Here is a 23,188-nt window from a genome sequence, read left to right on the forward strand (position 1 = left end):
CCCCTTCGCGTATCAGGTCACTTCTCCGCGCAGTCCGCGCACGTGCCGAAGATCTCGACCGTGTGCGCCACGTTCACGAAGCCGTGCTCCGACGCGATCGCCTCGGCCCACTGCTCCACCATCGGGCCCTCCACCTCCACGGCCTTGCCGCAGAGGCGGCAGACCAGATGGTGGTGGTGGTCGCCGGTCGAGCAGCGGCGGTAGACCGTCTCGCCGTCGCTGGTGCGCAGCGCGTCCACCTCGCCCGCGTCCGCGAGGGACTGGAGCGTGCGGTAGACGGTGGTGAGGCCGACGGAGTCGCCGCGGTGCTTGAGCATGTCGTGCAGCTCCTGGGCGCTGCGGAACTCGTCCACCTCGTTCAGTGCCGCCGACACGGCGGCCCGCTGCTTGGTCGAGCGGCCGCGTACGGGGGGTCCTGCCGTCGCCACGGGGGCCTCCTTGGATGCTTGTCTGCCCCCGACATTCTGCCAGCCCCCCGTACCCCGCGGATCAGTCGCGGATCAGACCTTCACGTCGTCCGTCGGCCGACGGGTGGCCGGAACGCAGCGGGTGTCGCAGTCCGCGGCGGCCCGGACCGCGGCCCTGGCCCGTCGCTTGGCGAGCGGAGCGGCGAGCAGGGTCAGGACGATGAAGACCCCGATCGCGTACAGGACGATCGTCGCGCCGGGCGGCACGTCCTGGTAGTACGAGGTGACGGTGCCCGCCAGGGTGACCGTGACGCCGGTCGCCACCGCGAGGACGAAGGTCGCGCGGAAGGACTTCGACAGCTGCTGGGCGGCCGCCACCGGCACCACCATGAGGGCGCTGACGAGCAGCAGGCCGACCACCCGCATGGCGACCGTGACGGTCACCGCGGCGGTGACCGCGATGAGCAGGTTCAGGGCGCGGACCGGCAGGCCGGTGACCCGGGCGAACTCCTCGTCCTGGCTGACGGCGAAGAGCTGCCGGCGCAGGCCCACCGTGACCAGGACCACGAAGGCGGCGAGGACGCCGATCGCGGTGATGTCCTCCGTCGAGACGGTGGAGAGCGAGCCGAAGAGGTACGAGCTGAGGTTGGCGTTGGAACCGGTCGGCGAGAGGTTGATCAGCAGGACGCCGCCGGCCATGCCGCCGTAGAAGAGCAGCGCGAGCGCGAGGTCGCCGCGGGTCTTGCCGTACGCCCGGATCAGTTCCATCGCGACCGAGCCCGCGACGGCGACGAGGGTGGCCATCCAGACCGGGCTGGAGTTGAGCAGGAAGCCGAGGCCGACGCCGGTCATGGCGACGTGGCCGATGCCGTCGCCCATCAGGGCCTGGCGGCGCTGCACGAGGTAGATGCCGACGGCGGGGGCGGTGATGCCGACGAGGACGGCGGCGAGCAGCGCCCGCTGCATGAAGGCGGGTTCGAGGAAGTCCATGATCAGGTCAGCAGTCCCGTGCGGAGCGGCTCGCCGGCCGCGTGCGGATGAACGTGGTCGTGGCCGGGCAGCGCGTGCTGGCCGAGGGCCTCGGGCGGCGGGCCGTCGTGGACGACGCAGCCGTCGCGCAGGACGACCGCGCGGTCGATCAGCGGCTCCAGGGGGCCCAGCTCGTGCAGGACGAGGAGCACCGAGGTGCCGCCGGCGACCTGCTCGCGCAGGGTCGCGGCGAGGATCTCCTGGCTGCCGAGGTCGACGCCCGCCATCGGCTCGTCCATGATCAGGAGTTCGGGCTCGGAGGCGAGCGCGCGGGCGATCAGGACCCGCTGGTGCTGGCCGCCGGAGAGCGCGGAGACGGAGTCCCCGGCGCGGTCGGCGAGACCGACCAGCTCCATCGCCCGGTGGACGGCGGCCTTGTCGGCCTTGGTCGGCAGGCCGAACCGGCGGCGGGCGAGGCGGCCGGAGGCGACGACCTCGCGGACGGTGGCCGGCACCCCGGCGGACGCGGTGGTGCGCTGCGGCACGTAGCCGACACGGGCCCAGTCGCGGAACCGCTTCCGCTCGGTGCCGAACAGCTCGATCGTGCCGCCGGTCAGCGGCACCTGGCCGATGACCGCGCGGACGGCGGTGGACTTGCCGGAGCCGTTGGCGCCGAGCAGGGCGACGACCTCGCCGCGGTGGACGGTGAGGTCGACGCCCCGGAGGACGGGGCGGGCGCCGAGGGTCGCCGTGGCTCCGCGGACGGAAATGACGGGCTCGTCGCTCACGAGTGCCTCCTGCTGTGCTGTGGTCACTTGGCGCCGAGGGCCTTCTTCAGCGCGGCGAGGTTGGACTGCATGACCTCGATGTAGTCATCGCCCTTGGACTGCTCCGTGATTCCCTCCAGCGGGTCGAGCACGTCGGTCTTCAGACCGGTGTCGCCGGCGAGGGTCTTCGCGGTCTTGTCGCTCGCGAGGGTCTCGAAGAAGACGGTGGAGACCTTGTCGTGCTCCGCGATGTCCTGGAGTTCCTTGATGCGGGCGGGGCTCGGCTCGGACTCGGGGTCGAGGCCGGAGATGCCCTCCTGCTCCAGGCCGTACCGCTCGGCGAGGTAGCCGAAGGCGGAGTGGGTGGTGATGAAGGTCTTGGTGGCGGTGTTCTTCAGGCCCGTCTCGAACTCGGTGTCCAGGTCGCCGAGCTTCTTCACCAGGGCTTCGGTGTTCTTCCGGTAGTCGGCGGCGTGGTCCGGGTCCGCCTTCTCCAGGGCGCTGCCGACGCCCTTGGCGACCTCGGCGTACTTCACGGGGTCGAGCCAGATGTGGGGGTCGGCGCCGGCCTCGCCCTCGTGGGTCTCGTGCCCTTCCTCGGAGCCGTGGTCGTGGCCGACCTCGGTGCCGTGCTCCTCCAGCTCGGTGAGGGTGCCGGCGTCGACGGTGTTCTTCACGCCGGCCTGGGCGATGGCCTCGTCGACGGCGGGCTGGATGCCCTTGAGGTAGAGGATGACGTCGGCCTCGCCGAGCTCGCCGATCTGCTTGGGCTTGAGCTCCAGGTCGTGGGGTTCGACGCCGGGCTTGGTGAGCGTGTTCACGGCGACGTGGCCGCCGCCTATCTGCTCGGCCAGGTACTGCACGGGGTAGAACGACGCGACCACGTCCAGCTTGCCGTCACTCCCCTTGTCCGCGGCGTCGGAGGTGCCGGAGCAGGCGGAGAGGGAGACGACGCCGAGCGCGACGGCTCCGGCGAGGGCGGTGGTGGGTATCAGACGGCGTACGTTCATGACACTCATTTTCAACAAAACTGGAAACGGTTGTCAATTGCCTTCGGTGTGCTCCCGGCCACCGGGGCCCGGGGCGGAACCGATTTGATTCAGGGGCCGCGGGCGCCGGTAACCTGTGGCATTCGCACTTCGTCGTCGTAATGAAGAGAGCACCGTGGCCGCCGACAAGATCGACACCATCGTCAGCCTGAGCAAGCGCCGTGGCTTCGTCTACCCGTGCAGCGAGATCTACGGCGGCCAGCGTGCCGCCTGGGACTACGGACCGCTGGGTGTCGAGCTGAAGGAGAACCTGAAGCGCCAGTGGTGGCGTTACATGGTCACCGCGCGCGAGGACGTCGTCGGCATCGACTCGTCCGTCATCCTGGCCACCGAGGTGTGGGAGGCGTCCGGTCACGTCGCGACCTTCACCGACCCGCTGACCGAGTGCACCTCCTGCCACAAGCGCTTCCGCGCCGACCACCTGGAGGAGGCGTACGAGGAGAAGCACGGCCGTCTCCCCGAGAGCCTCACCGACCTCAACTGCCCGAACTGCGGCAACAAGGGCACCTTCACCGAGCCCAAGCAGTTCTCCGGCCTGCTCTCCACGCACCTCGGCCCCACCCAGGACACCGGCTCCGTCGCGTACCTGCGTCCCGAGACGGCCCAGGGCATCTTCACCAACTTCGCCCAGGTGCAGACCACCTCGCGCAAGAAGCCCCCGTTCGGCATCGCGCAGATGGGCAAGTCCTTCCGGAACGAGATCACTCCGGGCAACTTCATCTTCCGCACGCGCGAGTTCGAGCAGATGGAGATGGAGTTCTTCGTCAAGCCGGGCGAGGACGAGCAGTGGCAGGAGTACTGGATGGAGCAGCGCTGGAACTGGTACACCGGTCTGGGTCTCCGTGAGGAGAACATGCGCTGGTACGAGCACCCGCAGGAGAAGCTCTCCCACTACTCGAAGCGCACCGCCGACATCGAGTACCGCTTCCAGTTCGGCGGCAGCGAGTGGGGCGAGCTCGAGGGCGTCGCCAACCGCACCGACTACGACCTGAGCGCCCACTCCAAGGCCTCCGGCGCCAACCTCACGTACCTGGACCAGGAGTCCAACGAGCGCTACACGCCGTACGTCATCGAGCCCGCCGCCGGTGTCGGCCGCGCGATGCTGGCCTTCCTGCTCGACGCGTACATCGAGGACGAGGCCCCGAACGCCAAGGGCGTCATGGAGAAGCGCACGGTGCTGCGCCTCGACCACCGCCTGGCCCCGGTCAAGGTCGCGGTCCTCCCGCTCTCCCGCAACGCGCAGCTCTCCCCGAAGGCCAAGGGCCTCGCGGCGGATCTGCGCCAGAACTGGAACATCGAGTTCGACGACGCCGGCGCCATCGGCCGCCGCTACCGCCGTCAGGACGAGATCGGCACCCCGTTCTGCGTCACCGTCGACTTCGACACCCTCGACGACAACGCGGTGACCGTGCGCGAGCGCGACACCATGAAGCAGGAGCGCGTCTCCCTCGACCAGATCCAGGGCTACCTGGGCAGCCGTCTGCTGGGCTGCTGAATCCGATCGCACACACGGGGAAGCCCCCGGTTCCGTCTCTCGGAACCGGGGGCTTTCCCGTCGGCGTCAGGCCGTCGCGGCCGCCGCTTCGGTCTCGGCCCGGCGTCGGGCCCCCTCCGCCGCGCGGCGCTTCCCGAACCAGGCCGTCCAGGCGCCGAGGGCACCGAGGACGCCGTAGATCATGAGCGGGCTGAGCGTGACCATGGTCCTGGTCGGCAGCGCGTACGCGAGGACGATGCGGACCAGCGCCTCCGCCACGTACGCCACGCCCCACACCAGCGTCATCGTGCGCATGGTGGAGCGGAAGCCCTCGAACTGCCACATGCCGTTCCACCAGGCCGTGCTCTCCGGGGTGCCGTCGGTCGCGAACTTGCGGCCGAAGTAGAACATCAGCGGGCGCGGGGCGAGCAGCGTCCCCAGGCAGAGCAGGCCGAACAGGCCCGTGACCGACGAGTCCTTGACCAGGAGCGCGCGGGCGGTGTGGGCGCCGACCAGCGACACCACGGCCGTGATCACCAGGAAGACCAGGGTGACCACGGCGAACTCGTCGATCTTGCGGCGCCAGGCGGCCATGATCGCGGTGTCGAGGACCGGCCACGCGCTGCTGAGGAGCAGGGCGGAGAACTCGGACCAGCCGTGGCCCTCCGTCAGCGTGTCGTACGTGACGATCGGCGCGACGACGTTGAGGCCGATGGTGAGGACCCAGCCGATCGCGGAGGCCCCGCCCGACCGGGCCGGCTTGGCGGGTGTGGACATGGTTCCCCCTGGTTTTTCACGGTCTCGCGGTCGCGGTGCGGGGGAACGCTAGTCATGTACCGGACAGGGAAGGGGAAACTCCACGCCAAATGATCTTCAAGGCGGGAGGTTCTTCAGGCGCGCAGTGCCCGCTGCACCAGGGACACGACCGCCGTGAACGCCTCCTCGACGTCCGGAGCCGACCAGTCGGCCGCGTGCGCCGGGTTGTGGAAGCGGTCCGTGGCGTGGAAGACCGCGCGCGCCGTGGCCGTGAAGTCCCGCTCCGGGGCCGCGAACACGCCCTCGCGGTGACCGTCCTCCAGGATGCGCGCGATCTGTCCGACCAGGTGCTCCTCGTGCCGGTCGACGACCGCGCTGTTCTCGCCGATCAGCACCTGGAAGGTGGCCATCAGCTCCGGATCGCCGCCCGCCTTCTTGCGCTTGAGCGAGAACAGGGCCGTGAGCCAGTCGGTCAGCCGCTCGTCCGCCGGACCCCCGGCCTCGACGTGCGGCCCGAGGGCCGTGATCGTCCGCTCCAGCCACCGCTCGGTGACCGCCTCGCGCAGCGCCGCCTTCGTGCGGAAGTGGCGGTAGACGCTGCCGTGGCTGACGCCGAGGACCCGGGCCACGTCGACGACGGTCGCCTTCCCCGGGCCGTAGCGCCGCAGCACCTCCTCGGTGGCTTCGAGGATGCGCTCTGCGGTCAGGGTCTCGGTGGCGGCCATGGAAATGACATTACCCGTCAGCGCTCGCTGTCCAGGTGGGCCATCTGGGCCGCCGGGTAGCGCTCGCCGGCCGCCGCGCCCGCCGGAACGGCCTCCTCGATCGCGGCCAGGTCGGCGGCTTCGAGCGTGACGTCCAGGGCGCCGAGCGCCTCCGTGAGGCGGTCCCGGCGGCGGGCGCCGACCAGGGGCACGATGTCGGCGCCGTGACGAGGTCCTTGGGCCAGTACCCAGGCGATCGCGATCTGCGCGACCGTGACGCCCTTGGCCTCGGCGACCGCGCGCAGCCGGTCCACCAGGTCCAGGTTCCGGCCGAGGTTCTCGCCCTGGAAGCGCGGGGACATCCCGCGGAAGTCACCGGGGCCGAGCTCCCGGTCCCGGGTGAAGTGGCCGCTGATCAGCCCCCGGGAGAGGACTCCGTACGCCGTGACGCCGATGCCCAGCTCGCGGGCGGTCGGGAGGATCTTCTCCTCGATGGAGCGGGAGATCAGGCTGTACTCGATCTGGAGGTCCGCGATCGGGGCGACGGCCGCCGCCCGGCGGAGGGTGTCCGCGCCGACCTCGGAGAGGCCGATGTGCCGGACGTGCCCCGCCTCGACCAGCTCGGCGATGGCGCCGACGGTCTCCTCGATCGGGACCTCCGGGTCGACGCGGGCGATCCGGTAGACGTCGATGTGGTCGGTGCCGAGGCGCTGCAGCGAGTACGCCGCGAAGTTCTTCACGGCGGCCGGGCGGCCGTCGTACCCGGTGAAGCCGCCCTCGACCGTGCGCAGGGCGCCGAACTTCACGCTGGTCAGCGCCTGCTCGCGGGCGGCGGCGGGCGCCGTCCGCAGCGCCTCGTTGATGAGCAGCTCGTTGTGGCCCATGCCGTAGAAGTCGCCCGTGTCGAGCAGGGTGATCCCGGCGTCCAGGGCGGCGTGGATCGTCGCGATCGACTCGGCGCGGTCGCTCTCGCCGTACAGCGCGGACATGCCCATGCAGCCGAGGCCGAGCGCGGAGACGGCGGGGCCGGTGGTGCCGAGCGGGCGGGTGGGGACGGAGGTCTTCGGTGTCGTGGTCATGGAACAACCATGGCATGAGCGATGACAGATTTCAATATCTGTCACTCCATCTCCCACTCCGCCGCTCACTTCACCGCACGGGGAAGGCGCAGGCCCAGCAGCAGCGTCAGCGCCACCACACCCAGCTGGACCAGGAGCGTCGTCCTCAGCGCCGCTCCCATCTCCGCGGGCGAGGAGGCCAGCGAGAGGAAGAGCGAACCCAGCGTCGCCACGCCCAGCGTCAGCGCCGACTGCTGCGTGGTCACCATCACCCCGCTGCCCACGCCCGCCCGCTCCGACGGCACCTCGGACAGCACCACCCGGAACAGCACCGGCAGCTGCAGCCCCTGACCGAGACCCGCCACCGCCATCCCCGGCACCAGGTCCCACACGGACAGCCCCTGCCAGTCGTGCCCCACCGACCACGCGATGGCGGCCACGCCGAGCCCCTGCAGCACGGCCCCCACCGGCACGACCCGGGTGCCCCAGCGCCGTACCAGCCGCGGCCCCGCCAGCGAGGCGCCGAAGAACGCGAGCGCCATCGGCACGAGCGCCATGCCCGAGGCCACCGCGCCCGTCCCCAGGCCCTGCTGGAGCGCCACCGCGACCACGAACATGAAGCCGCTGAAGCCCAGCGAGAGCGGCAGCACCACCAACAGTCCGCGCCGCAGCGGCACCAGGGCGAGCAGGCTCGGCGGGACCAGCGGCACGGCGCCCCGGCGGGCCGCCCGCCGCTCCACCCACCAGAAGGCCCCCGCCGCGAACGGGAACAGCGCGAGCGACACCCAGGTCCACAGCGGCCAGCCCGCCGCCCGGCCCTCCGTCAGCGGCGCGAGCAGGGCGAGCAGCGCCAGCGCCAGGAGCAGCGTGCCCGGCACGTCCACCGGAGCCGGGCGGTCCGACCGGGTCTCCGGCACGGTGCGGAGGGCGAGGAACAGGCCGGCCACCGCCACCGGCACGTTGACCAGGAACACCGCGCGCCAGCCGGAGCCCGCGATGTCCGCGGTCACGAGCACCCCGCCCAGGATCTGGCCGCCCGCCATCGCGAGACCGGCCGTCGCCCCGTACAGGCTCAGCGCCCGCGCCCGGCGCGGCCCCTCCGTCGAGGAGTGGATGGTCGCGAGCACCTGCGGCAGCATCAGCGCCGCCGCCGCGCCCTGCGCCACCCGCGCCGCGACCAGGGTCCAGGAGTCCGGCGCGAGCCCGCAGGCGAGCGAGGTCGCTCCGAAGGCGGCCATGCCGGCGAGGAAGAGGCGCCGGCGGCCGAAGAGGTCGCCGAGGCGCCCGCCGAGGACGAGCAGCACCGAGTACGCCAGGCCGTACCCGGCGACGACCAGCTCCAGGAGCGCCGGCCCCGCGGCCAGGTCGTGGTCGATGGACGGCAGGGCGACGTTGACGATGAAGAAGTCGACGAGGGGGAGCGCGGCGCCGAGGAGGACGGTGAACAGGCCGAGGGGGCCGAGCGCCGCGGGCGGCGCCTGGCGGCCGGCCGGGGCCGCGGTGCGGACGGAAGCGGAGGTAGTCACGCGACCGAGCCTCCGCCTCCGCTCAGCCTGGTACCAGAGTGTCTTTATCCTGGTACAAGCACTACCTGGAAACCGGCTGACCGCCCCGGCACCCTGGAGACATGACCGTCATGGCGATGAGCGGACCCGCGAGCGAGACCGACGTACGGCGCCATGAACTGGCCGCCTTCCTGCGCAGCCGGCGCGAGCGCATCACCCCCGAGCAGGTCGGCCTGCCCCGGGGCCGGCGCCGCCGCACCCCCGGCCTGCGCCGCGAGGAGGTCGCCCACCTCTCCGCCGTCGGCGTCACCTGGTACACCTGGCTCGAACAGGCCCGCGACATCCAGGTCTCCCCGCAGGTCCTGGACGCCCTCGCCGGAGCCCTGCTGCTCGACCCGACCGAGCGCAGCCACCTCTTCGCCCTCGCCGGGGCCGCCGACCCGCATCCCGAGGCGCCCTGCCCCACCGTCACGCCCACCCTGCGCCGGCTGCTCGACCAGCTGGAGCCCGTGCCCGCCGCCATCCAGAACAGCCGCTACGACTTCCTCGCCCACAACCGCACCTTCGGGCAGCTCTTCTGCGACCTCGACGCGCTGCCCCGGGAGGACCGCAACTCCCTCTGGCTGGCCTTCACGAACGAGGACTTCCGGGCCTCGGTCACCGACCTGCCCGAGGTCACGCGCATGCTCGCCGGGAAGCTCCGCGCCGCCATGGCCGAGCACCTGGCCGAACCCGCCTGGAAGGAGCTCGTCCGGCGCCTCGAAGAGGCCTCGCCCGAGTTCCGGGAGATCTGGGCCCGGCACGAGGTGGTCGCCCCCGGCGGCCGCGTGAAGGTCATCCGCAACGCCCGCGTCGGGCTCCTCAGCTTCGAGCACACCAACCTCTGGCTCGGCCCGAACGCCGGGACCCACCTCGTCACCTACGTCCCCGTGGACGACGCCACCCAGGCCGGCATCGCCCGCCTGCTCGACCTGGTGGTCCGGGAGCGGGAGGCTCAGGGCGCCCTGACGGCGGCCTGAGGGCCGCCCTCCGCGTGCGGTCCGCCCTCCGGCCGGACCTCCTCCTGCGGCGCCAGGCACCGGGCCGTCCGCTCCGCCGTGCGCCGCGCCCACTCCCCGCTGGTCAGCGCCCCGACCGCCAGGACGGCGAGCCCGCAGCCCGTGATGATCCAGTAGCCGGGGCGGGCCGCCGCCACGAACGCGTCCGCCTGCGGCGTCGCGCCGACCCCGGCGGCCAGGACCGTGCCGATCACCGCGACCCCCAGCGTCTGCCCGACCTGGCGGCTCGTCGAGGCCACCGCCGCCGCCACCCCGGCCTGCGCACGGGGCATCCCGGAGACGGCGGTGTTCGTGATCGGGGCGTTCACCAGGCCGAAGCCGATGCCGAAGACCACGTATCCGGTGAAGAGCAGCACGTCGCTCGTCTCGGCCGCGAAGGCCGCGAAGAGCAGCGGCCCGGCCGCCATCGCCGTCCCCGCCAGCAGCAGCGAGGGGCGAGGCCCGCGCGCCGCCGTGAGGCGCCCCGACAGCGGGGCGAAGACGAAGGTCATGCCGGCCATCGGCAGCATCCAGAGTCCGGCGGACAGCGGGGAGAGCCCGCGCACGTCCTGGAGGTACAGCGTGTTCAGGAAGAGGAAGCCGCCGAGCGAGGCGAAGGCGCAGACCGCGATCACGGTGGCCCCGCTGAACGGCGCGCTGCGGAAGAACCGCAGGTCGATCAGGGGCTCGCGGCGCCGGGGCTCGTGGACGAGGAGACCGGCGAGCGCGACGGCCGCGATCCCGGCGAAGAGCGGGTCGGTCTCGATGATCGCGTACGTGAGCGAACCGAGGAGCGCCGTCACCAGGACCTGCCCGACGGGGTCGGGGCGGCGGGGCCGGGGCGCGCGGGACTCGGGGACGTACCGCAGGGTCAGGAGGAGGGCGACGAGGGCGACCGGCAGGTTCACCCAGAAGATCGCCCGCCAGCCGACCGACTGGACGAGCACGCCGCCCACCAGCGGCCCGGCGGCCATGGAGACGCCGACGACCCCGCCCCAGACCCCGATGGCACGCGCGCGTGCCGCCGGATCCGTGAACGTGTTGGTGATGATCGACATGGCCACCGGGTTCAGCATCGAGCCGCCCACGGCCTGGACCGCCCGGAAGGCGACGAGGGCCTCCAGGTTCGGCGCGAGGGAGCAGAGCAGCGAGCCGAGCGCGAAGACGGCCAGGCCGGTGACGAAGACCTTGCGGCGGCCGATCCGGTCGGCGGTGGAGCCCGCGAGCATCAGCAGGGAGGCGAGGACCAGGGTGTAGGCGTCGATCGTCCACTGCATGCCGGCGACGGTGGCGCCGAGATCGCGCCGCATCGCGGGCAGGGCGACGTTGAGGGCGGTGTTGTCCAGGCTGACGATCAGCAGGCTCATGCAGCAGATCGCGAGGACGACGAGACGGCGACCGCGTGTGAGCTCGGGCATGTGCGGATCGTATGGCTGTCTAAGAAACTCCGCAGTGCGGGACAATGGCCGAATGACCGCGTTCACTCCTCTCGCCATCGGCCCGCACATCGTGCAGCCCCCGGTGGTGCTCGCCCCGATGGCCGGCATCACCAACGCTCCCTTCCGCACCCTCTGCCGCGAGTATTCGGGCGGCAAGGGGCTGTTCGTGAGCGAGATGATCACGACGCGCGCCCTGGTCGAGCGCAACGAGAAGACGATGCAGCTCATCCGCTTCGACGAGACGGAGAAGCCGCGCTCGATCCAGCTGTACGGGGTCGATCCCGTGACGGTCGGCAAGGCCGTGCGGATGATCGTCGACGAGGACCTGGCCGACCACATCGACCTGAACTTCGGCTGCCCGGTCCCCAAGGTGACGCGGAAGGGCGGCGGCTCGGCCCTGCCCTACAAGCGGCCGCTGCTGCGGGCGATCCTCCACGAGGCCGTGTCCAACGCGGGCGACCTGCCGGTCACGATGAAGATGCGGAAGGGCATCGACGACGACCACATCACCTACCTCGACGCCGGCCGGATCGCGGTCGAGGAGGGCGTCACGGCGATCGCCCTGCACGGGCGGACGGCGGCGCAGCACTACGGCGGCACGGCCGACTGGGACGCCATCGCGCGGCTCAAGGAGCACGTGCCGGAGATCCCGGTGCTCGGCAACGGCGACATCTGGTCCGCCGACGACGCCCTGCGGATGATGCGCGAGACGGGCTGCGACGGCGTCGTCGTGGGCCGCGGCTGCCTGGGCCGCCCCTGGCTCTTCGGGGACCTGGTGGCGGGCTTCGAGGGAACCGGGGACTACGCGCAGCCGGGGCTGCGGGAGGTCGCGGACGCGATGGTGCGGCACGCGCGGCTGCTGGGCGAGTGGCTCGGCGACGAGGCACGCGGTGTCATCGACTTCCGCAAGCACGTGGCCTGGTACCTGAAGGGCTTCGCGGTCGGCTCCGAGATGCGCAAGAAGCTCGCGATCACCTCTTCCCTGGACGAGCTGCGCGCTCAGTTGAGCGAGCTCGAACTGGACCAGCCGTGGCCGGTGGGTGCGGACGGCCCCCGGGGCCGTACGTCCGGAAACAACCGGGTTGTCCTGCCGGATGGCTGGCTGAAGGACCCGTACGACTGCGCCGGAGTGAGCGAGGACGCCGAGCTGGACACGTCCGGCGGCTGAGATTCGGCCCCTTCCGGAGGAGTGATCCTCGCCACCCTTGAGGGGTGTTGCGCTCAGATGAGCACATAGGGGGCGATTGTGGAGCCTGAAGGGGTGGCACCGAGTGCCACCCCTTTTGCGTTCAAGAGTTGAACGCAAATGCTCGATTGGGCGCTCAGAAGAGCGGCCTTTCCCTGATTTGGGTCAACCGGCCTTCGGGGCGTGAAACCGGATACTTCGCATCGGTAACTTTCGAAGTGGTGGCGGATGGGTGGTTAAGACCGCGTGACCGGCAGGCGTACCTCCCTAGAAGCCTTCGATCTGGGTATGTTCCTCGCCGTCAGGGCAGCCAACCGAGTCGTCGAGGAGTCGAGACCCGTGTCGGGAAACATTGATCAGAAGTTCGTGTACGACTTCACCGAGGGCAACAGGGACCTGAAGGACCTGCTCGGTGGCAAGGGCGCCAACCTCGCCGAGATGACCAACCTCGGCCTGCCGGTGCCTCCGGGCTTCACGATCACCACCGAGGCGTGCAAAGTCTACCTCGAGAGCGGCTCGGAGCCGGTCGAGCTCCGCGACGAGGTGACCGCCCACCTCGACGCCCTCGAGCAGAAGATGGGCAAGAAGCTCGGCCAGGCCGACGACCCGCTGCTCGTCTCCGTCCGCTCGGGCGCGAAGTTCTCCATGCCGGGCATGATGGACACCGTCCTCAACATCGGCCTCTCCGACGAGTCCGTGAACGGCCTCGCCCGCCAGGCCGACAACGACCGCTTCGCGTGGGACTCGTACCGCCGCCTGATCCAGATGTTCGGCAAGACCGTCCTCGGCGTCGACGGCGAGCTCTTCGAGGAGGCCCTCGACGAGGCCAAGGCCGCGAAGAAGGTCGCCAGCGACACCGACCTGGACGCCGCCGACCTCAAGAAGGTCGTCAAGCACTTCAAGAAGATCGTGAAGGCCCAGACCGGCCGCGACTTCCCGCAGGACCCGCGCGAGCAGATGGACCTCGCCATCGAGGCCGTCTTCAACTCCTGGAACACGGACCGCGCCAAGCTGTACCGCCGCCAGGAGCGCATCCCGGGCGACCTCGGCACCGCCGTCAACGTCTGCTCCATGGTCTTCGGCAACCTCGGCCCGGACTCCGGCACCGGCGTCGCCTTCACCCGCGACCCCGCCTCCGGCCACCAGGGCGTCTACGGCGACTACCTGCAGAACGCGCAGGGCGAGGACGTCGTCGCCGGCATCCGCAACACCGTGCCGCTGGCCGACCTCGAGTCGATCGACAAGAAGTCGTACGACCAGCTCATGCAGATCATGGAGACGCTGGAGACCCACTACAAGGATCTCTGCGACATCGAGTTCACCATCGAGCGCGGCCAGCTCTGGATGCTCCAGACCCGCGTCGGCAAGCGCACCGCCGGTGCCGCCTTCCGCATCGCCACGCAGCTCGTGGACCAGGGCCTGATCGACGAGGCCGAGGCGCTCCAGCGCGTCACCGGCGCCCAGCTCGCCCAGCTGATGTTCCCCAAGTTCGACGAGAACGCCAAGGTCGAGCAGATCGGGCGCGGCATCGCCGCCTCCCCGGGCGCCGCCGTCGGCAAGGCCGTCTTCGACTCGTACACGGCCGTCAAGTGGTCCCGCTCCGGCGAGAAGGTCATCCTGATCCGCCGCGAGACCAACCCGGACGACCTGGACGGCATGATCGCCGCCGAGGGCATCCTCACCTCCCGCGGCGGCAAGACCTCGCACGCCGCCGTCGTCGCCCGCGGCATGGGCAAGACCTGTGTCTGCGGCGCCGAGGAGCTCGAGGTCGACACCAAGCGCCGCCGGATGACCACGGCCGACGGCCAGGTCGTCGAGGAGGGCGACGTCGTCTCCATCGACGGCTCCACCGGCAAGGTCTACCTCGGTGAGGTACCCGTCGTGCCGTCCCCGGTCGTCGAGTACTTCGAGGGCCGCATGCACGCCGGCGCCGACGACGCCGACGAGCTCGTCGCCGCCGTCCACCGGATCATGGCCTACGCCGACCGCGTCCGCCGCCTGCGCGTCCGCGCCAACGCCGACAACGCCGAGGACGCCTCGCGCGCCCGCCGCTTCGGCGCCCAGGGCATCGGCCTGTGCCGCACCGAGCACATGTTCCTCGGCGAGCGCCGCCAGTACGTCGAGCGGCTCATCCTCGCCGACACGGACGCCGAGCGCGAGGAGTCGCTGAAGGCGCTGCTCCCGCTGCAGAAGCAGGACTTCATCGAGCTCTTCGAGGCCATGGACGGGCTGCCCGTCACGGTCCGCCTGCTCGACCCGCCGCTGCACGAGTTCCTGCCCGACATCACCGAGCTCTCGGTGCGCGTCGCCCTCGCCGAGTCCCGCAAGGAGCCGCACGAGAACGACCTGCGCCTGCTCCAGGCCGTGCACCGGCTGCACGAGCAGAACCCGATGCTGGGTCTGCGCGGCGTCCGCCTCGGCCTGGTCATCCCCGGCCTGTTCACCATGCAGGTCCGGGCGATCGCGGAGGCCGCGGCCCACCGCATCGAGGCCAAGGGCGACCCGCGCGCCGAGATCATGATCCCGCTCGTCGGCACCGTCCAGGAGCTGGAGATCGTCCGCGAGGAGGCCGAGCAGGTCATCGCCGAGGTCCAGGCGCAGACCGGCGTCGAGCTGAAGCTCGCGCTCGGCACCATGATCGAGCTGCCGCGCGCCGCCGTGACCGCCGGTCAGATCGCCGAGGCCGCGGAGTTCTTCTCCTTCGGCACCAACGACCTGACGCAGACGGTCTGGGGCTTCTCCCGCGACGACGTGGAGGCCTCGTTCTTCACCGCGTACCTGGAGAAGGGCATCTTCGGCGTCAGCCCCTTCGAGACCATCGACAAGGACGGCGTCGGCTCCCTGGTGCGCAGCGCCGTCCAGGCCGGCCGGGCCACCCGCCCCGACATCAAGCTCGGTGTCTGCGGCGAGCACGGCGGTGACCCGGAGTCGGTGCACTTCTTCCACGAGGTCGGCCTCGACTACGTCTCCTGCTCGCCCTTCCGGATCCCGGTGGCGCGCCTGGAGGCCGGCCGGGCCGCGTCCGGGGCCAAGGGCAGCGACAGCCGCTGAGTCCACCGGGGCCGCCGTCGGTCTCTCTCACCCTCACCGACGGGCGGCGGCTCCGGATTCACAAAAGAGGCGGGACGGACACCTTTGTGCGGAGGTGTCCGTCCCGTTGTTTGTCTGCTTGTCGAGCTGGTGTGAGTCAATGTTCAATTACGGCCGATTGGATTATTGGCGATTGAACTTCCGGATTCTTCAGCGCAAAGAACGGAGCGGGCGCGACCCCCGGATCCCCACCCGGAGGCCGCGCCCTTTACCGATGCCGGGCAGGTGAGCCACAACCTCGCCGACCGCCGCCGGACGGGCAAAGCCCCCCACGGTCTTCACCACGTCACCTCGGTCCTGAAGGTTTCCTGCCCGACCCGTACAGCTTTTCGGTTCCCCCCTGATTGCCGCGATGCCTTTCAACTGTGGCTGAAACACCCTGGTAACGTGCAGTGATGCTGTGCATACTCGTCGTCGGGGGTGGTTGCGAGTGCACAGGTGGGGACGTTCATGCTGCGGATTCATTTCACCGGAGACGACTTGGCGGGAGTGCGGACGGCCGCCCGGCCGGACGTTCTGTGGGAAACGATTCTGAGCTTTCACCGTTTAAGAGACCGGCGCGGCTCCGTCGTCTACGGGGAATGGCGCTCGGACGCCCGGATGCGGCTCGGCGGCGAGACCCGGCTCCTCGCCGCGCTCGTTCCCAGCCGCGGCTATTTTCCCGACTTCCTGACGCCCGCCGAAGGCGTCCACGGGCTCGACGAGGGCCTCCAGGCGATCCGCGCCACCGAACCGGGCCGGCTGCGCGGCGAACTCTCGCTGCTCGCCGCCGACCGTTCCGGCGGCCGGACCGTGCCCCATTCGCTGCGCGCCCTCGCCGACGGCGGCGCGGAGCCCTTCGACCGGCTCGTGGGGGCCCTGCGGAGCTACCACCGGGCCGCGATCGAACCGTACTGGCCGCACATCCGGGCCCGCGTCGAGGCCGACCGGGCCCGCCGCGGCAGGGCCCTCCTGGACGGCGGCGCCGAGGAGCTGCTCGCCTCGCTGCCGCCGATGCTGCGCTGGCGCGCGCCCGTCCTGGAGGCGGACTACCCGGTCGACCGGGACGTCCACCTCGACGGGCGCGGGCTGCTCCTCCAGCCCTCGTTCTTCTGCCGGGGGACCCCGGTGGTGCTGCGCGACCCCGCGCTGCCGCCGGTCCTCGTCTACCCCGTGACGCACGGCGAGGCGCCGACCGTCCGCGCGCCGGGCGGCTCCTCGCTGGCCAAGCTGGTCGGCCAGACCCGCTCGGCCGTCCTGCACGCCATCGGGGACGGCGGGACGACCAGCGAGCTGGCCCGCAGGGCCGGGGTGTCGCTGGCCTCGGCCAGCCAGCACGCGGGCGTGCTGCGCGAGGCCGGGCTCATCGCGACCCTCCGCCACGGCAACGCGGTCCTGCACACGCTGACGCCGCTGGGCGCCGCCCTCCTCGGCGGCGCCCAGCGGCCGGTGGACCTGCGCTGCCACCCGGGCGGTTACGCGCGGAACGGGCAGGTCACGTCATAGCTACGCGCGGAGCGCGCGGGGCCCGCTACGCGCGGAAGGGGCCCTTCACCTCGTAGGTGATGCCGCCCGAGGAGCTGCCGGTCGTGCCGCGCTGGCTGGAGAAGTACAGGCGGGTGCCGTCGGGGGAGAAGGCCGGTCCGGTGATCTCGGAGCCGGACTGGCCGTTGATCCGCAGGAACGGCGTCACGATGTCGTCCGGCGTGATCAGGCAGATCTCCATGTTGCCGCCGTCCTCGGCCACGTACAGGTCGCCGGAGGAGGAGCCGGTGATGTTGTCGACGCCGGTCAGCGGGGCGCCGCCGCCCACGACGAGCGAGTCGTCGTAGGCCAGCTCGTACGTCCCGGCGGCCAGGTTGACCTGCCAGACCCGGTTGTCGCCCTTGGTGGTGAACCAGACGGTGTCGTTCGCGTAGTGGCAGCCCTCGCCGCCGTTGAAGCGCTTGGCGCCGGAGACCTGGTTGCGGGTGGTGGTCGGCGCGCCGTCCGGGTCCGGCACGTTCTGCCAGGTGAACGTGCCCGAGGTGGCCGTGCCGGCCTTGAGGACCTGGAGGGTGCCCGAGGACAGGTCGCCCCAGGTGGTGGGGACGAACCGGTAGAAGCAGCCGTCCGTCTCGTCCTCGGTCAGGTAGATCGCCCGGCGCACCGGGTCGGCCGCCGCCGCCTCGTGCTTGAACCTGCCCATCGCGTCCCGGCGGGTGGCGGTGCCGCCCCACGGGTTCGTCTCGTAGACGTAGCCGAGGGACACCTCCTCGCAGGACAGCCAGGTGTTCCACGGGGTCTTGCCGCCGGCGCAGTTCTGGCGGGTGCCGGAGAGGACGCGGTACGCGCCGGTGATCGTGCCCGCCGAGTCGAACCGCACCGCGCTCGCGCCGCCGCCCGGGTTGATCTCCGAGTTCGAGACGTAGATCCAGCCCGTGCCGTCGGCGAAGCAGGCGCCGCCGTCGGGGGCGTTGTGCCAGGCGTACGAGGTGCCGGCCACGGTCTGGCCGGACCGGGCGATCACCCGGCTGCTGAACCCGGCCGGCAGCTGGATGCCGTTCGCGTCCGCCGCGCCGAGCGCCCCGTACGGGCCGGCGCCGGGCTGGGCGGGGGCGGCGTAGGCCGCCCCGCGCATCAGAGTGCCGCCGAAGGCGGCCGCCGAGGTGCCGATGACCGCTCCACGCAGGAAACTGCGTCGCTCCACGTCTCACTCCTGAGATGGGTGGTGAACCGCCCCGCCACACCGGTCGGCGACGGGGTCGCGCGCTTCCGGAACCTAGGAGTACAGAGTTGACTGTGCATCAACAAGCAGTGAAGTGGAAGCGGGCGTTCGTTGTCGGTGCGGGGCGCTAGGTTCGCGGCATGGACGTCGACGCACACCTGCTCGATTCGGTCGCGCTCCCGGGAGCACGCGAACTGGTCTACGGCCGCCCCTTCGAGGAACGGGGGACGGGCCGGCACCGCGCCCTGCTGCTGCACGGCGCCGACCTCGAAGTGCACGGACTGGAGGCGCTGCTCGCGGGGGACCGGGCGCCGGAGGCCGTCTTCCCGCTGCCGTGGCCCGGCTGGGGCGGCGGGGTCCACGCGGTGGCCCCGGACCTCGCCTTCGCCGCCTTCTCGGGGCAGCGGTCGGTGCGGGCGGTGCACGCCGACGGCACGACCCGGTGGGTGTACGGGCACGCCTGCTGGGACCAGGAGGTCGGCCACCCGCACAGCGGCGACGAGCGGCAGGTCTGCCCGGGGAGCGAGTCCGGCTCCAGCGGGATCTCCCACGACGGGCGGTTCGTCTGGGCCCACGTCGTCCTGGAGGCGGGCGACGACCCCGACGACTACCTGGAGGGCTGGGTCGTCCTCGACGCCGAGGACGGCCGCGAGCTGGCCCGGCTCCCGCTCCCGGACAGCGTGGCCTCCGGCTCGTGGCACCTCGCCCACCCCGACGGCGTCCACATGGGCCTGTGCGTCGGCATGGGGCAGGACGGCGTCCTCGTGTACTGGGGGCGCCGGGACGGCCGGGAGCTGACCGTCCACGACGGGCTGAACGACGGTCTGGACCGCATCCTGATGGACGTCCACCCCGCCCACGACGGCTTCCTGACGGTCGAGCACCACGGCAACGACCTCCAGGCGCACGCCCTCGACGGCACGGTCCTCGCCGAGAACGAGGAGGTGCGGTGGGACTATCCCTGCGGCTTCCTCGACGGCGACACCGTCCTCGCCACCACCCAGGTCGAGTACGACTCCGACCCCGAGGCGCACGGCACCTGGCTCCTCGACGCCCGCACCCTGCGCAGACGTGCGCGCGTCCGCTACCCCTCGGGTCCGGCCGAGGGCCTCGTCCGCCCCCTCGGCGACGGCAGCTGGCTCACGTACGACCGCGCCACGGACACCGTCCGGCGCTGGACGGCCTGAAGGGCGGGACCTTCGGCACTTGGGGGAGCGGGGCGCGCCGGGGACACTGGAGGGCATGCGTGAGACCCCCGACATCGGCGACCGCCGCGACCTCGACGTGCTGCTGCGGCGCTTCTACGGCGCCGCCTTCGCCGATCCGCTGATCGGGCCCTTCTTCACCGAGATCGCCGGGACCGACCTGGAGGTCCACCTCCCGCGCATCGCCGACTTCTGGGAGCGAGCCCTCTTCCGCACCGCCGTCCACGGCCGCGACGCCTTCGCCCCGCACGCCGCCCTGCACAGCGCCCGGCCGCTCACCGCCGCCCACTTCGGCCGCTGGGTGCAGCTCTGGCACGCGAGCGTCGACGGGCTCCACAGCGGGCCCCGGGCCGAGCGGGCCAAGGCGCAGGGCGAGCGGATCGCCCTCGCCATGCTGCGCCGGCTCGCCGGGCCCGACGCGGCCACCGGGGGCACGGGCGGCGGGTTCGTCCCGCTGGCGGCCCTCGAACTGCGCTCCGTCGCCTGAGCGAAAAGAATCCTCCGGAGAGCGATGAGTTCCGGGGGGCGGGCCCGTCCTACCTCTCGACAGCACCGCACGACGGAAGAGAGAGCGCCATGGCCCCGCAGATGATCTTCGTGAACCTGCCCGTCAAGGACGTCGACGCCAGCAAGGCCTTCTTCGAGAAGCTCGGATACGCCTCGAACCCGCAGTTCAGCGACGAGACGTCCGCCTGCGTGGTGATCAGCGACACGATCTACGCGATGCTCCTCGAAGAGCCCAAGTTCAAGTCCTTCATGGCCCCCGGCAAGGAGATCTCCGACGCGACCAGGACCACCGAGGTCCTGGTCACGCTGAGCGCCGAGAGCCGCGAGAAGTGCGACGAGCTCGCCGACGCCGCCCTCGCCGCCGGCGGCTCCCCGGCGAAGGAGCCGCTGGACATGGGCTCCATGTACGGCCGCTCCTTCACCGACCTGGACGGCCACCACTGGGAGGTCTTCTGGATGGACCCGGCGGCCGTCCAGGGCTGAGCCCGGCCCCCGGTCAGGCCGAGACGCCGCCGTCGATCACCAGGTCCGTGCCGACGGCGGAGCCCGCGTCGTCCGACGCCAGGTACAGCACCGCCGCCGCCACCTCGGCCGCGGACGAGATGCGGCCGAGCGGAGACTGCTCCTTCATCCGCACCTCACGCTCGGCCTCCGTCTCGCCGGGCTGGAGCGACATCGTGGACTCCGCGGCGCCGGGGCTGACGGCGTTGATCCGGATCCCGTCGCCGATGTGGTCGAGGGCCGCGGCCCTGGTGATCGCGGAGACCGCCGCCTTGGAGACCTGGTAGCCGAAGAGGCCGGGGAACCGGACGTGCGGGCCCAGGTTGGACGCGATGTTCACGATGGCCCCGCCGCCGTTCGCCCGCATGTGGGCGACCTCGGCCTGGAGGGCGTGCAGCACGCCCGTGACGTTGATGTCGAGCAGCGTCCGCCAGTCCTCCAGGGGGAGGTCGGCGGCGCTGTGGCCGCCGCCCCGGAAGACCCCCGCGTTGTTCACGGCGACGTCCAGGCCGCCGAACAGCTCGACCGCGCGCCGGACCAGCTCCCTGGTGGACCCGGCGCTCGCCACGTCCGCGGTGACCGCGGCGGCGGTGCCCCCGGCGGCCTCGATCAGGGCGACCGTCCCGTCGAGGGACTCCGCCGTACGGCCGGCGACGACGACCTTCGCGCCCTCGGCGGCGAAGGCGAGCGCGATGGCGCGCCCGAGACCGGAACCGGCGCCGGTGACGAGGACGGTGCGGCCGGTGAAGCGTGCGGACATGGTGGTCAGCCCTTCTGGTGGAGGAGAGTGGCGGCGGCGAGGACGGTGAACAGGACGGCCGCGGCCGCCAGCGACACCGCGTCGCCGCCGAGGGTGAGCAGGGCGGCGAAGAGCACGGTCGGACCGAGCTCCATCGCCGTGTTCAGGACGCCGCCGGCGAGGCCCGCACGGTGCGCCGGGACTCCGTCGGTGGCGAGGACCGCCGCGCCCGCGAAGGACAGCGCGCCGCCGGCCGGCAGCAGGAGCAGGCCGGGAAGCAGCCCGTACGCGTACGGAGCGGAGGTGTCGAAGCCGGTCGCGGCCAGCAGCCCGAGCCCGGCGGCGGCGGTGCCGAGCCCGGCGGCGGTCACCCGCCAGGGGCCGTACCGCCCGATCAGCGGCCCCGCGAGCCGGCCAGAGGCGAGCAGGGCGACCGCGAAGGGCACGAAGGCGGCGGAGGTGAGCAGCGCGGACCAGTCGCGCCGCTGCTGGAGCGCGAGGGACAGCAGGACGAAGACCGTGGCCGTGCCGGCCGCCGTGAGCCCGATCGCCGCGAGGCCCAGGGCGCGGCGGCCGTCGCGCAGGAAGCCCGGGGGCAGGAGCGGGTCGGCGGCCCGCCGCTCGACGGCCCCGAAGGCGGCGAGCAGGACGCTCCCGGCGAGCAGCGGGAGGAGGACCGGGGCGGAGCCCCAGGGACGGGCCTCGGTGAGGACGAGTCCGTAGCCGGCGAGGGTGATCCCGGCGGTGGCGAGCAGCGCACCGGGCAGGTCGAGGGGACGGCGGGCGCCGGAGGCCGGGGCGGGACCCGGCAGGAGCCTCGGGGCCAGGAAGAGCGCCGTCGCCGTCACCGCGAGCGGGACCGCGAAGGTGCCGCGCCAGGAGGCGGCCGCCGCGATGACCCCGGAGAGCAGGTTCCCCGCGGTCGCGCCGAGGACGGAGAGTCCGCCCCAGGTGGCCATCGCCCTGCCGTGCGCGACGGGTTCGGGGTACAGCGCCCGGAGCACCGCCATCGCGGCCGGGGCGACGAGCGCCGCGCCGACGCCCTGCCCGAACCGGGCGGCGAGCAGCGTCCCGTACCCGGGGGCGAGCGGCGCGAGGGCGGAGGCGGCGCCGAAGACCAGGAGACCGGCGGTGAGGGCCCGACGCCCGCCGGAGCGGTCGGCGAGCCGGCCGCCGAGGAGCAGCAGTCCGGCGAAGGTCAGCCCGTAGGCGGCGCTCAGCAGGATCAACTGGGCGCGGTCGAGCCGGAACTCGGCGCCGATGCGGGGGAGCGGGACGGCGAGGGAGGCGAGCGTGAAGACGAGCGTCGTCTGCACGGCGCCGAGGAGCAGGAAACCGTGACGGGCGCCGGTCCCGCGGGCCTCCCGCACCTCTCGGGCCTCCTGCGGCTCCCGTACCTCTCGGGCCTCCCGTGCCTTCGTCGTCGACATCCATCCCCCCTGAACTTGACCGTACGTTCCAATATGAGGTCCGAAGAAAGGGCGCCCCCGTGGGCGCCCTTTCCTCAGTCCAGCAGTCCCAGTGCCTGCTCCGCCGCGTCCGTGACCCGGCCCGGCTCGCTCGACACCTTGCCGACCACCCGGATCCCCTGCAGCAGCACGAGCAGCATCCGGGCGAGCGCCCGCGGATCCCGGTCGGCCGGGAGCTCGCCCCCGGCCCGGGCCCGGGCCAGCGCCCCGTGCAGGAGCGTCTCGATCTGCTCCCAGCTCAGCTCGACCCGCCGGGCGACCACCGCGTCGTGCGGCCCCAGTTCCGCCGCCGAGTTGGTGACGAAACAGCCGTTCAGCCGCTCCCCGTCCGCCGCCGCCTCGGCGGCGAAACGGCGGACGAGGGCCCGCACGGCCGGCAGCGCCGGGCCCGGCGCGGACAGCTCCTCGACGATCCGCGGGTCGCGGGTCTCCAGGTAGCGGTCCATCGCCTTCAGGTACAGCTCGTGCTTGTTGCCGAAGGTCGCGTAGATGCTGGCGCGGCCGATGCCGAGGTGCTCCACGAGGTCCGACATCGTCGTCGCCTCGTAGCCGCGCGCCCAGAACAGTTCGAGGGCTGCCTGGAGCGCGGCCTCCGGATCGAATTCCTTGGTCCTGGCCACGAGAAGACCGTACGGCCATC

The 23,188-nt window shown here is 72.0% G+C and carries 21 protein-coding genes; 8 read left to right on the forward strand and 13 right to left on the reverse strand.

Features of this window, described 5'->3' with window-relative positions; genetic code table 11:
- Window positions 1-17: 17 nt before the first annotated feature.
- From K7G60_RS26960 to K7G60_RS26975, 4 genes are all read right to left on the reverse strand, one after another.
- Window positions 18-428, reverse strand: a complete 411-nt coding sequence (locus K7G60_RS26960; RefSeq protein ID WP_225803547.1) for a Fur family transcriptional regulator — start codon at window positions 426-428, stop codon at window positions 18-20.
- Window positions 429-500: 72 nt separating this feature from the next.
- Window positions 501-1,397: a metal ABC transporter permease gene (locus tag K7G60_RS26965; protein ID WP_225803548.1), complete on the reverse strand. Its 897-nt coding sequence runs from the start codon at window positions 1,395-1,397 to the stop codon at window positions 501-503.
- A gap of 2 nt (window positions 1,398-1,399) precedes the next feature.
- Window positions 1,400-2,164 carry a metal ABC transporter ATP-binding protein gene (locus K7G60_RS26970; RefSeq protein WP_225803549.1) on the reverse strand — a complete coding sequence of 255 codons (765 nt, stop codon included), beginning with the start codon at window positions 2,162-2,164 and terminating at the stop codon, window positions 1,400-1,402.
- A gap of 23 nt (window positions 2,165-2,187) precedes the next feature.
- Window positions 2,188-3,153: a metal ABC transporter substrate-binding protein gene (locus K7G60_RS26975; protein WP_225803550.1), complete on the reverse strand. Its 966-nt coding sequence runs from the start codon at window positions 3,151-3,153 to the stop codon at window positions 2,188-2,190.
- A gap of 154 nt (window positions 3,154-3,307) precedes the next feature.
- Between K7G60_RS26975 and K7G60_RS26980 the strand changes: the two genes are divergently transcribed.
- On the forward strand, window positions 3,308-4,687 hold the full coding sequence (locus K7G60_RS26980; RefSeq protein WP_225803551.1) for a glycine--tRNA ligase: 1,380 nt from the start codon (window positions 3,308-3,310) through the stop codon (window positions 4,685-4,687).
- A 66-nt stretch (window positions 4,688-4,753) separates the two neighbouring features.
- Here K7G60_RS26980 and K7G60_RS26985 read toward each other — a convergent pair whose 3' ends face one another.
- The 4 genes from K7G60_RS26985 to K7G60_RS27000 all read right to left on the reverse strand — a co-directional run bounded on the left by K7G60_RS26985 (window position 4,754) and on the right by K7G60_RS27000 (window position 8,710).
- Window positions 4,754-5,443: a VC0807 family protein gene (locus tag K7G60_RS26985; protein WP_225803552.1), complete on the reverse strand. Its 690-nt coding sequence runs from the start codon at window positions 5,441-5,443 to the stop codon at window positions 4,754-4,756.
- Between the two features lie 113 nt (window positions 5,444-5,556).
- Window positions 5,557-6,147: a TetR family transcriptional regulator gene (locus K7G60_RS26990; protein WP_225803553.1), complete on the reverse strand. Its 591-nt coding sequence runs from the start codon at window positions 6,145-6,147 to the stop codon at window positions 5,557-5,559.
- 17 nt (window positions 6,148-6,164) lie between these two features.
- Entirely contained in the window at window positions 6,165-7,205 is a 1,041-nt protein-coding gene (locus K7G60_RS26995; protein WP_225803554.1) for an aldo/keto reductase, read from the reverse strand.
- Between the two features lie 65 nt (window positions 7,206-7,270).
- Window positions 7,271-8,710, reverse strand: a complete 1,440-nt coding sequence (locus tag K7G60_RS27000) for an MFS transporter (protein WP_225803555.1) — start codon at window positions 8,708-8,710, stop codon at window positions 7,271-7,273.
- 101 nt (window positions 8,711-8,811) lie between these two features.
- Between K7G60_RS27000 and K7G60_RS27005 the strand changes: the two genes are divergently transcribed.
- Window positions 8,812-9,708 (forward strand): helix-turn-helix domain-containing protein, encoded by an 897-nt coding sequence (locus K7G60_RS27005; RefSeq protein WP_225803556.1) that lies wholly within the window; start codon window positions 8,812-8,814, stop codon window positions 9,706-9,708.
- On the opposite strand, the gene K7G60_RS27010 is transcribed toward K7G60_RS27005, so the two are convergent.
- Window positions 9,684-11,144 (reverse strand): MFS transporter, encoded by a 1,461-nt coding sequence (locus K7G60_RS27010; protein WP_225803557.1) that lies wholly within the window; start codon window positions 11,142-11,144, stop codon window positions 9,684-9,686. The two genes, K7G60_RS27005 and K7G60_RS27010, sit on opposite strands and share 25 nt — an antisense overlap.
- Before the next feature lie 52 nt (window positions 11,145-11,196).
- Here K7G60_RS27010 and dusB point away from each other — a divergent pair, with 52 nt between their 5' ends.
- The 3 genes from dusB (at window position 11,197) to K7G60_RS27025 (ending at window position 16,926) form a co-directional block, all read left to right on the forward strand.
- Window positions 11,197-12,333 carry a tRNA dihydrouridine synthase DusB gene (gene dusB / locus K7G60_RS27015; protein WP_225803558.1) on the forward strand — a complete coding sequence of 379 codons (1,137 nt, stop codon included), beginning with the start codon at window positions 11,197-11,199 and terminating at the stop codon, window positions 12,331-12,333.
- A gap of 357 nt (window positions 12,334-12,690) precedes the next feature.
- Window positions 12,691-15,402, forward strand: coding sequence for a pyruvate, phosphate dikinase (gene ppdK / locus K7G60_RS27020; RefSeq protein WP_225803559.1), 2,712 nt, complete (start codon window positions 12,691-12,693; stop codon window positions 15,400-15,402).
- Between the two features lie 489 nt (window positions 15,403-15,891).
- On the forward strand, window positions 15,892-16,926 hold the full coding sequence (locus K7G60_RS27025; RefSeq protein WP_225803560.1) for a helix-turn-helix domain-containing protein: 1,035 nt from the start codon (window positions 15,892-15,894) through the stop codon (window positions 16,924-16,926).
- A 25-nt stretch (window positions 16,927-16,951) separates the two neighbouring features.
- On the opposite strand, the gene K7G60_RS27030 is transcribed toward K7G60_RS27025, so the two are convergent.
- Window positions 16,952-18,109 (reverse strand): PhoX family phosphatase, encoded by a 1,158-nt coding sequence (locus tag K7G60_RS27030; RefSeq protein WP_225803561.1) that lies wholly within the window; start codon window positions 18,107-18,109, stop codon window positions 16,952-16,954.
- Between the two features lie 158 nt (window positions 18,110-18,267).
- Between K7G60_RS27030 and K7G60_RS27035 the strand changes: the two genes are divergently transcribed.
- From K7G60_RS27035 to K7G60_RS27045, 3 genes are all read left to right on the forward strand, one after another.
- The gene (locus K7G60_RS27035; RefSeq protein ID WP_225803562.1) at window positions 18,268-19,314 is read left to right on the forward strand and encodes a hypothetical protein; all 1,047 of its coding nucleotides are present in this window, start codon (window positions 18,268-18,270) and stop codon (window positions 19,312-19,314) included.
- A gap of 55 nt (window positions 19,315-19,369) precedes the next feature.
- Window positions 19,370-19,819, forward strand: a complete 450-nt coding sequence (locus tag K7G60_RS27040) for a group III truncated hemoglobin (protein WP_225803563.1) — start codon at window positions 19,370-19,372, stop codon at window positions 19,817-19,819.
- 89 nt (window positions 19,820-19,908) lie between these two features.
- A complete protein-coding gene (locus K7G60_RS27045; protein ID WP_225803564.1) occupies window positions 19,909-20,322 on the forward strand; it encodes a VOC family protein in 414 nt (137 codons plus the stop codon).
- 13 nt (window positions 20,323-20,335) lie between these two features.
- Here K7G60_RS27045 and K7G60_RS27050 read toward each other — a convergent pair whose 3' ends face one another.
- From K7G60_RS27050 to K7G60_RS27060, 3 genes are all read right to left on the reverse strand, one after another.
- The gene (locus K7G60_RS27050) at window positions 20,336-21,100 is read right to left on the reverse strand and encodes an SDR family NAD(P)-dependent oxidoreductase (protein WP_225803565.1); all 765 of its coding nucleotides are present in this window, start codon (window positions 21,098-21,100) and stop codon (window positions 20,336-20,338) included.
- Between the two features lie 5 nt (window positions 21,101-21,105).
- Window positions 21,106-22,509: an MFS transporter gene (locus K7G60_RS27055; protein ID WP_225803566.1), complete on the reverse strand. Its 1,404-nt coding sequence runs from the start codon at window positions 22,507-22,509 to the stop codon at window positions 21,106-21,108.
- Window positions 22,510-22,583: 74 nt separating this feature from the next.
- Window positions 22,584-23,168: a TetR/AcrR family transcriptional regulator gene (locus tag K7G60_RS27060; RefSeq protein ID WP_225803567.1), complete on the reverse strand. Its 585-nt coding sequence runs from the start codon at window positions 23,166-23,168 to the stop codon at window positions 22,584-22,586.
- Window positions 23,169-23,188: the final 20 nt, after the last annotated feature.

The organism is Streptomyces sp. NK15101, assembly GCF_020400725.1.
In the GTDB taxonomy this organism is placed as follows: domain Bacteria; phylum Actinomycetota; class Actinomycetes; order Streptomycetales; family Streptomycetaceae; genus Streptomyces.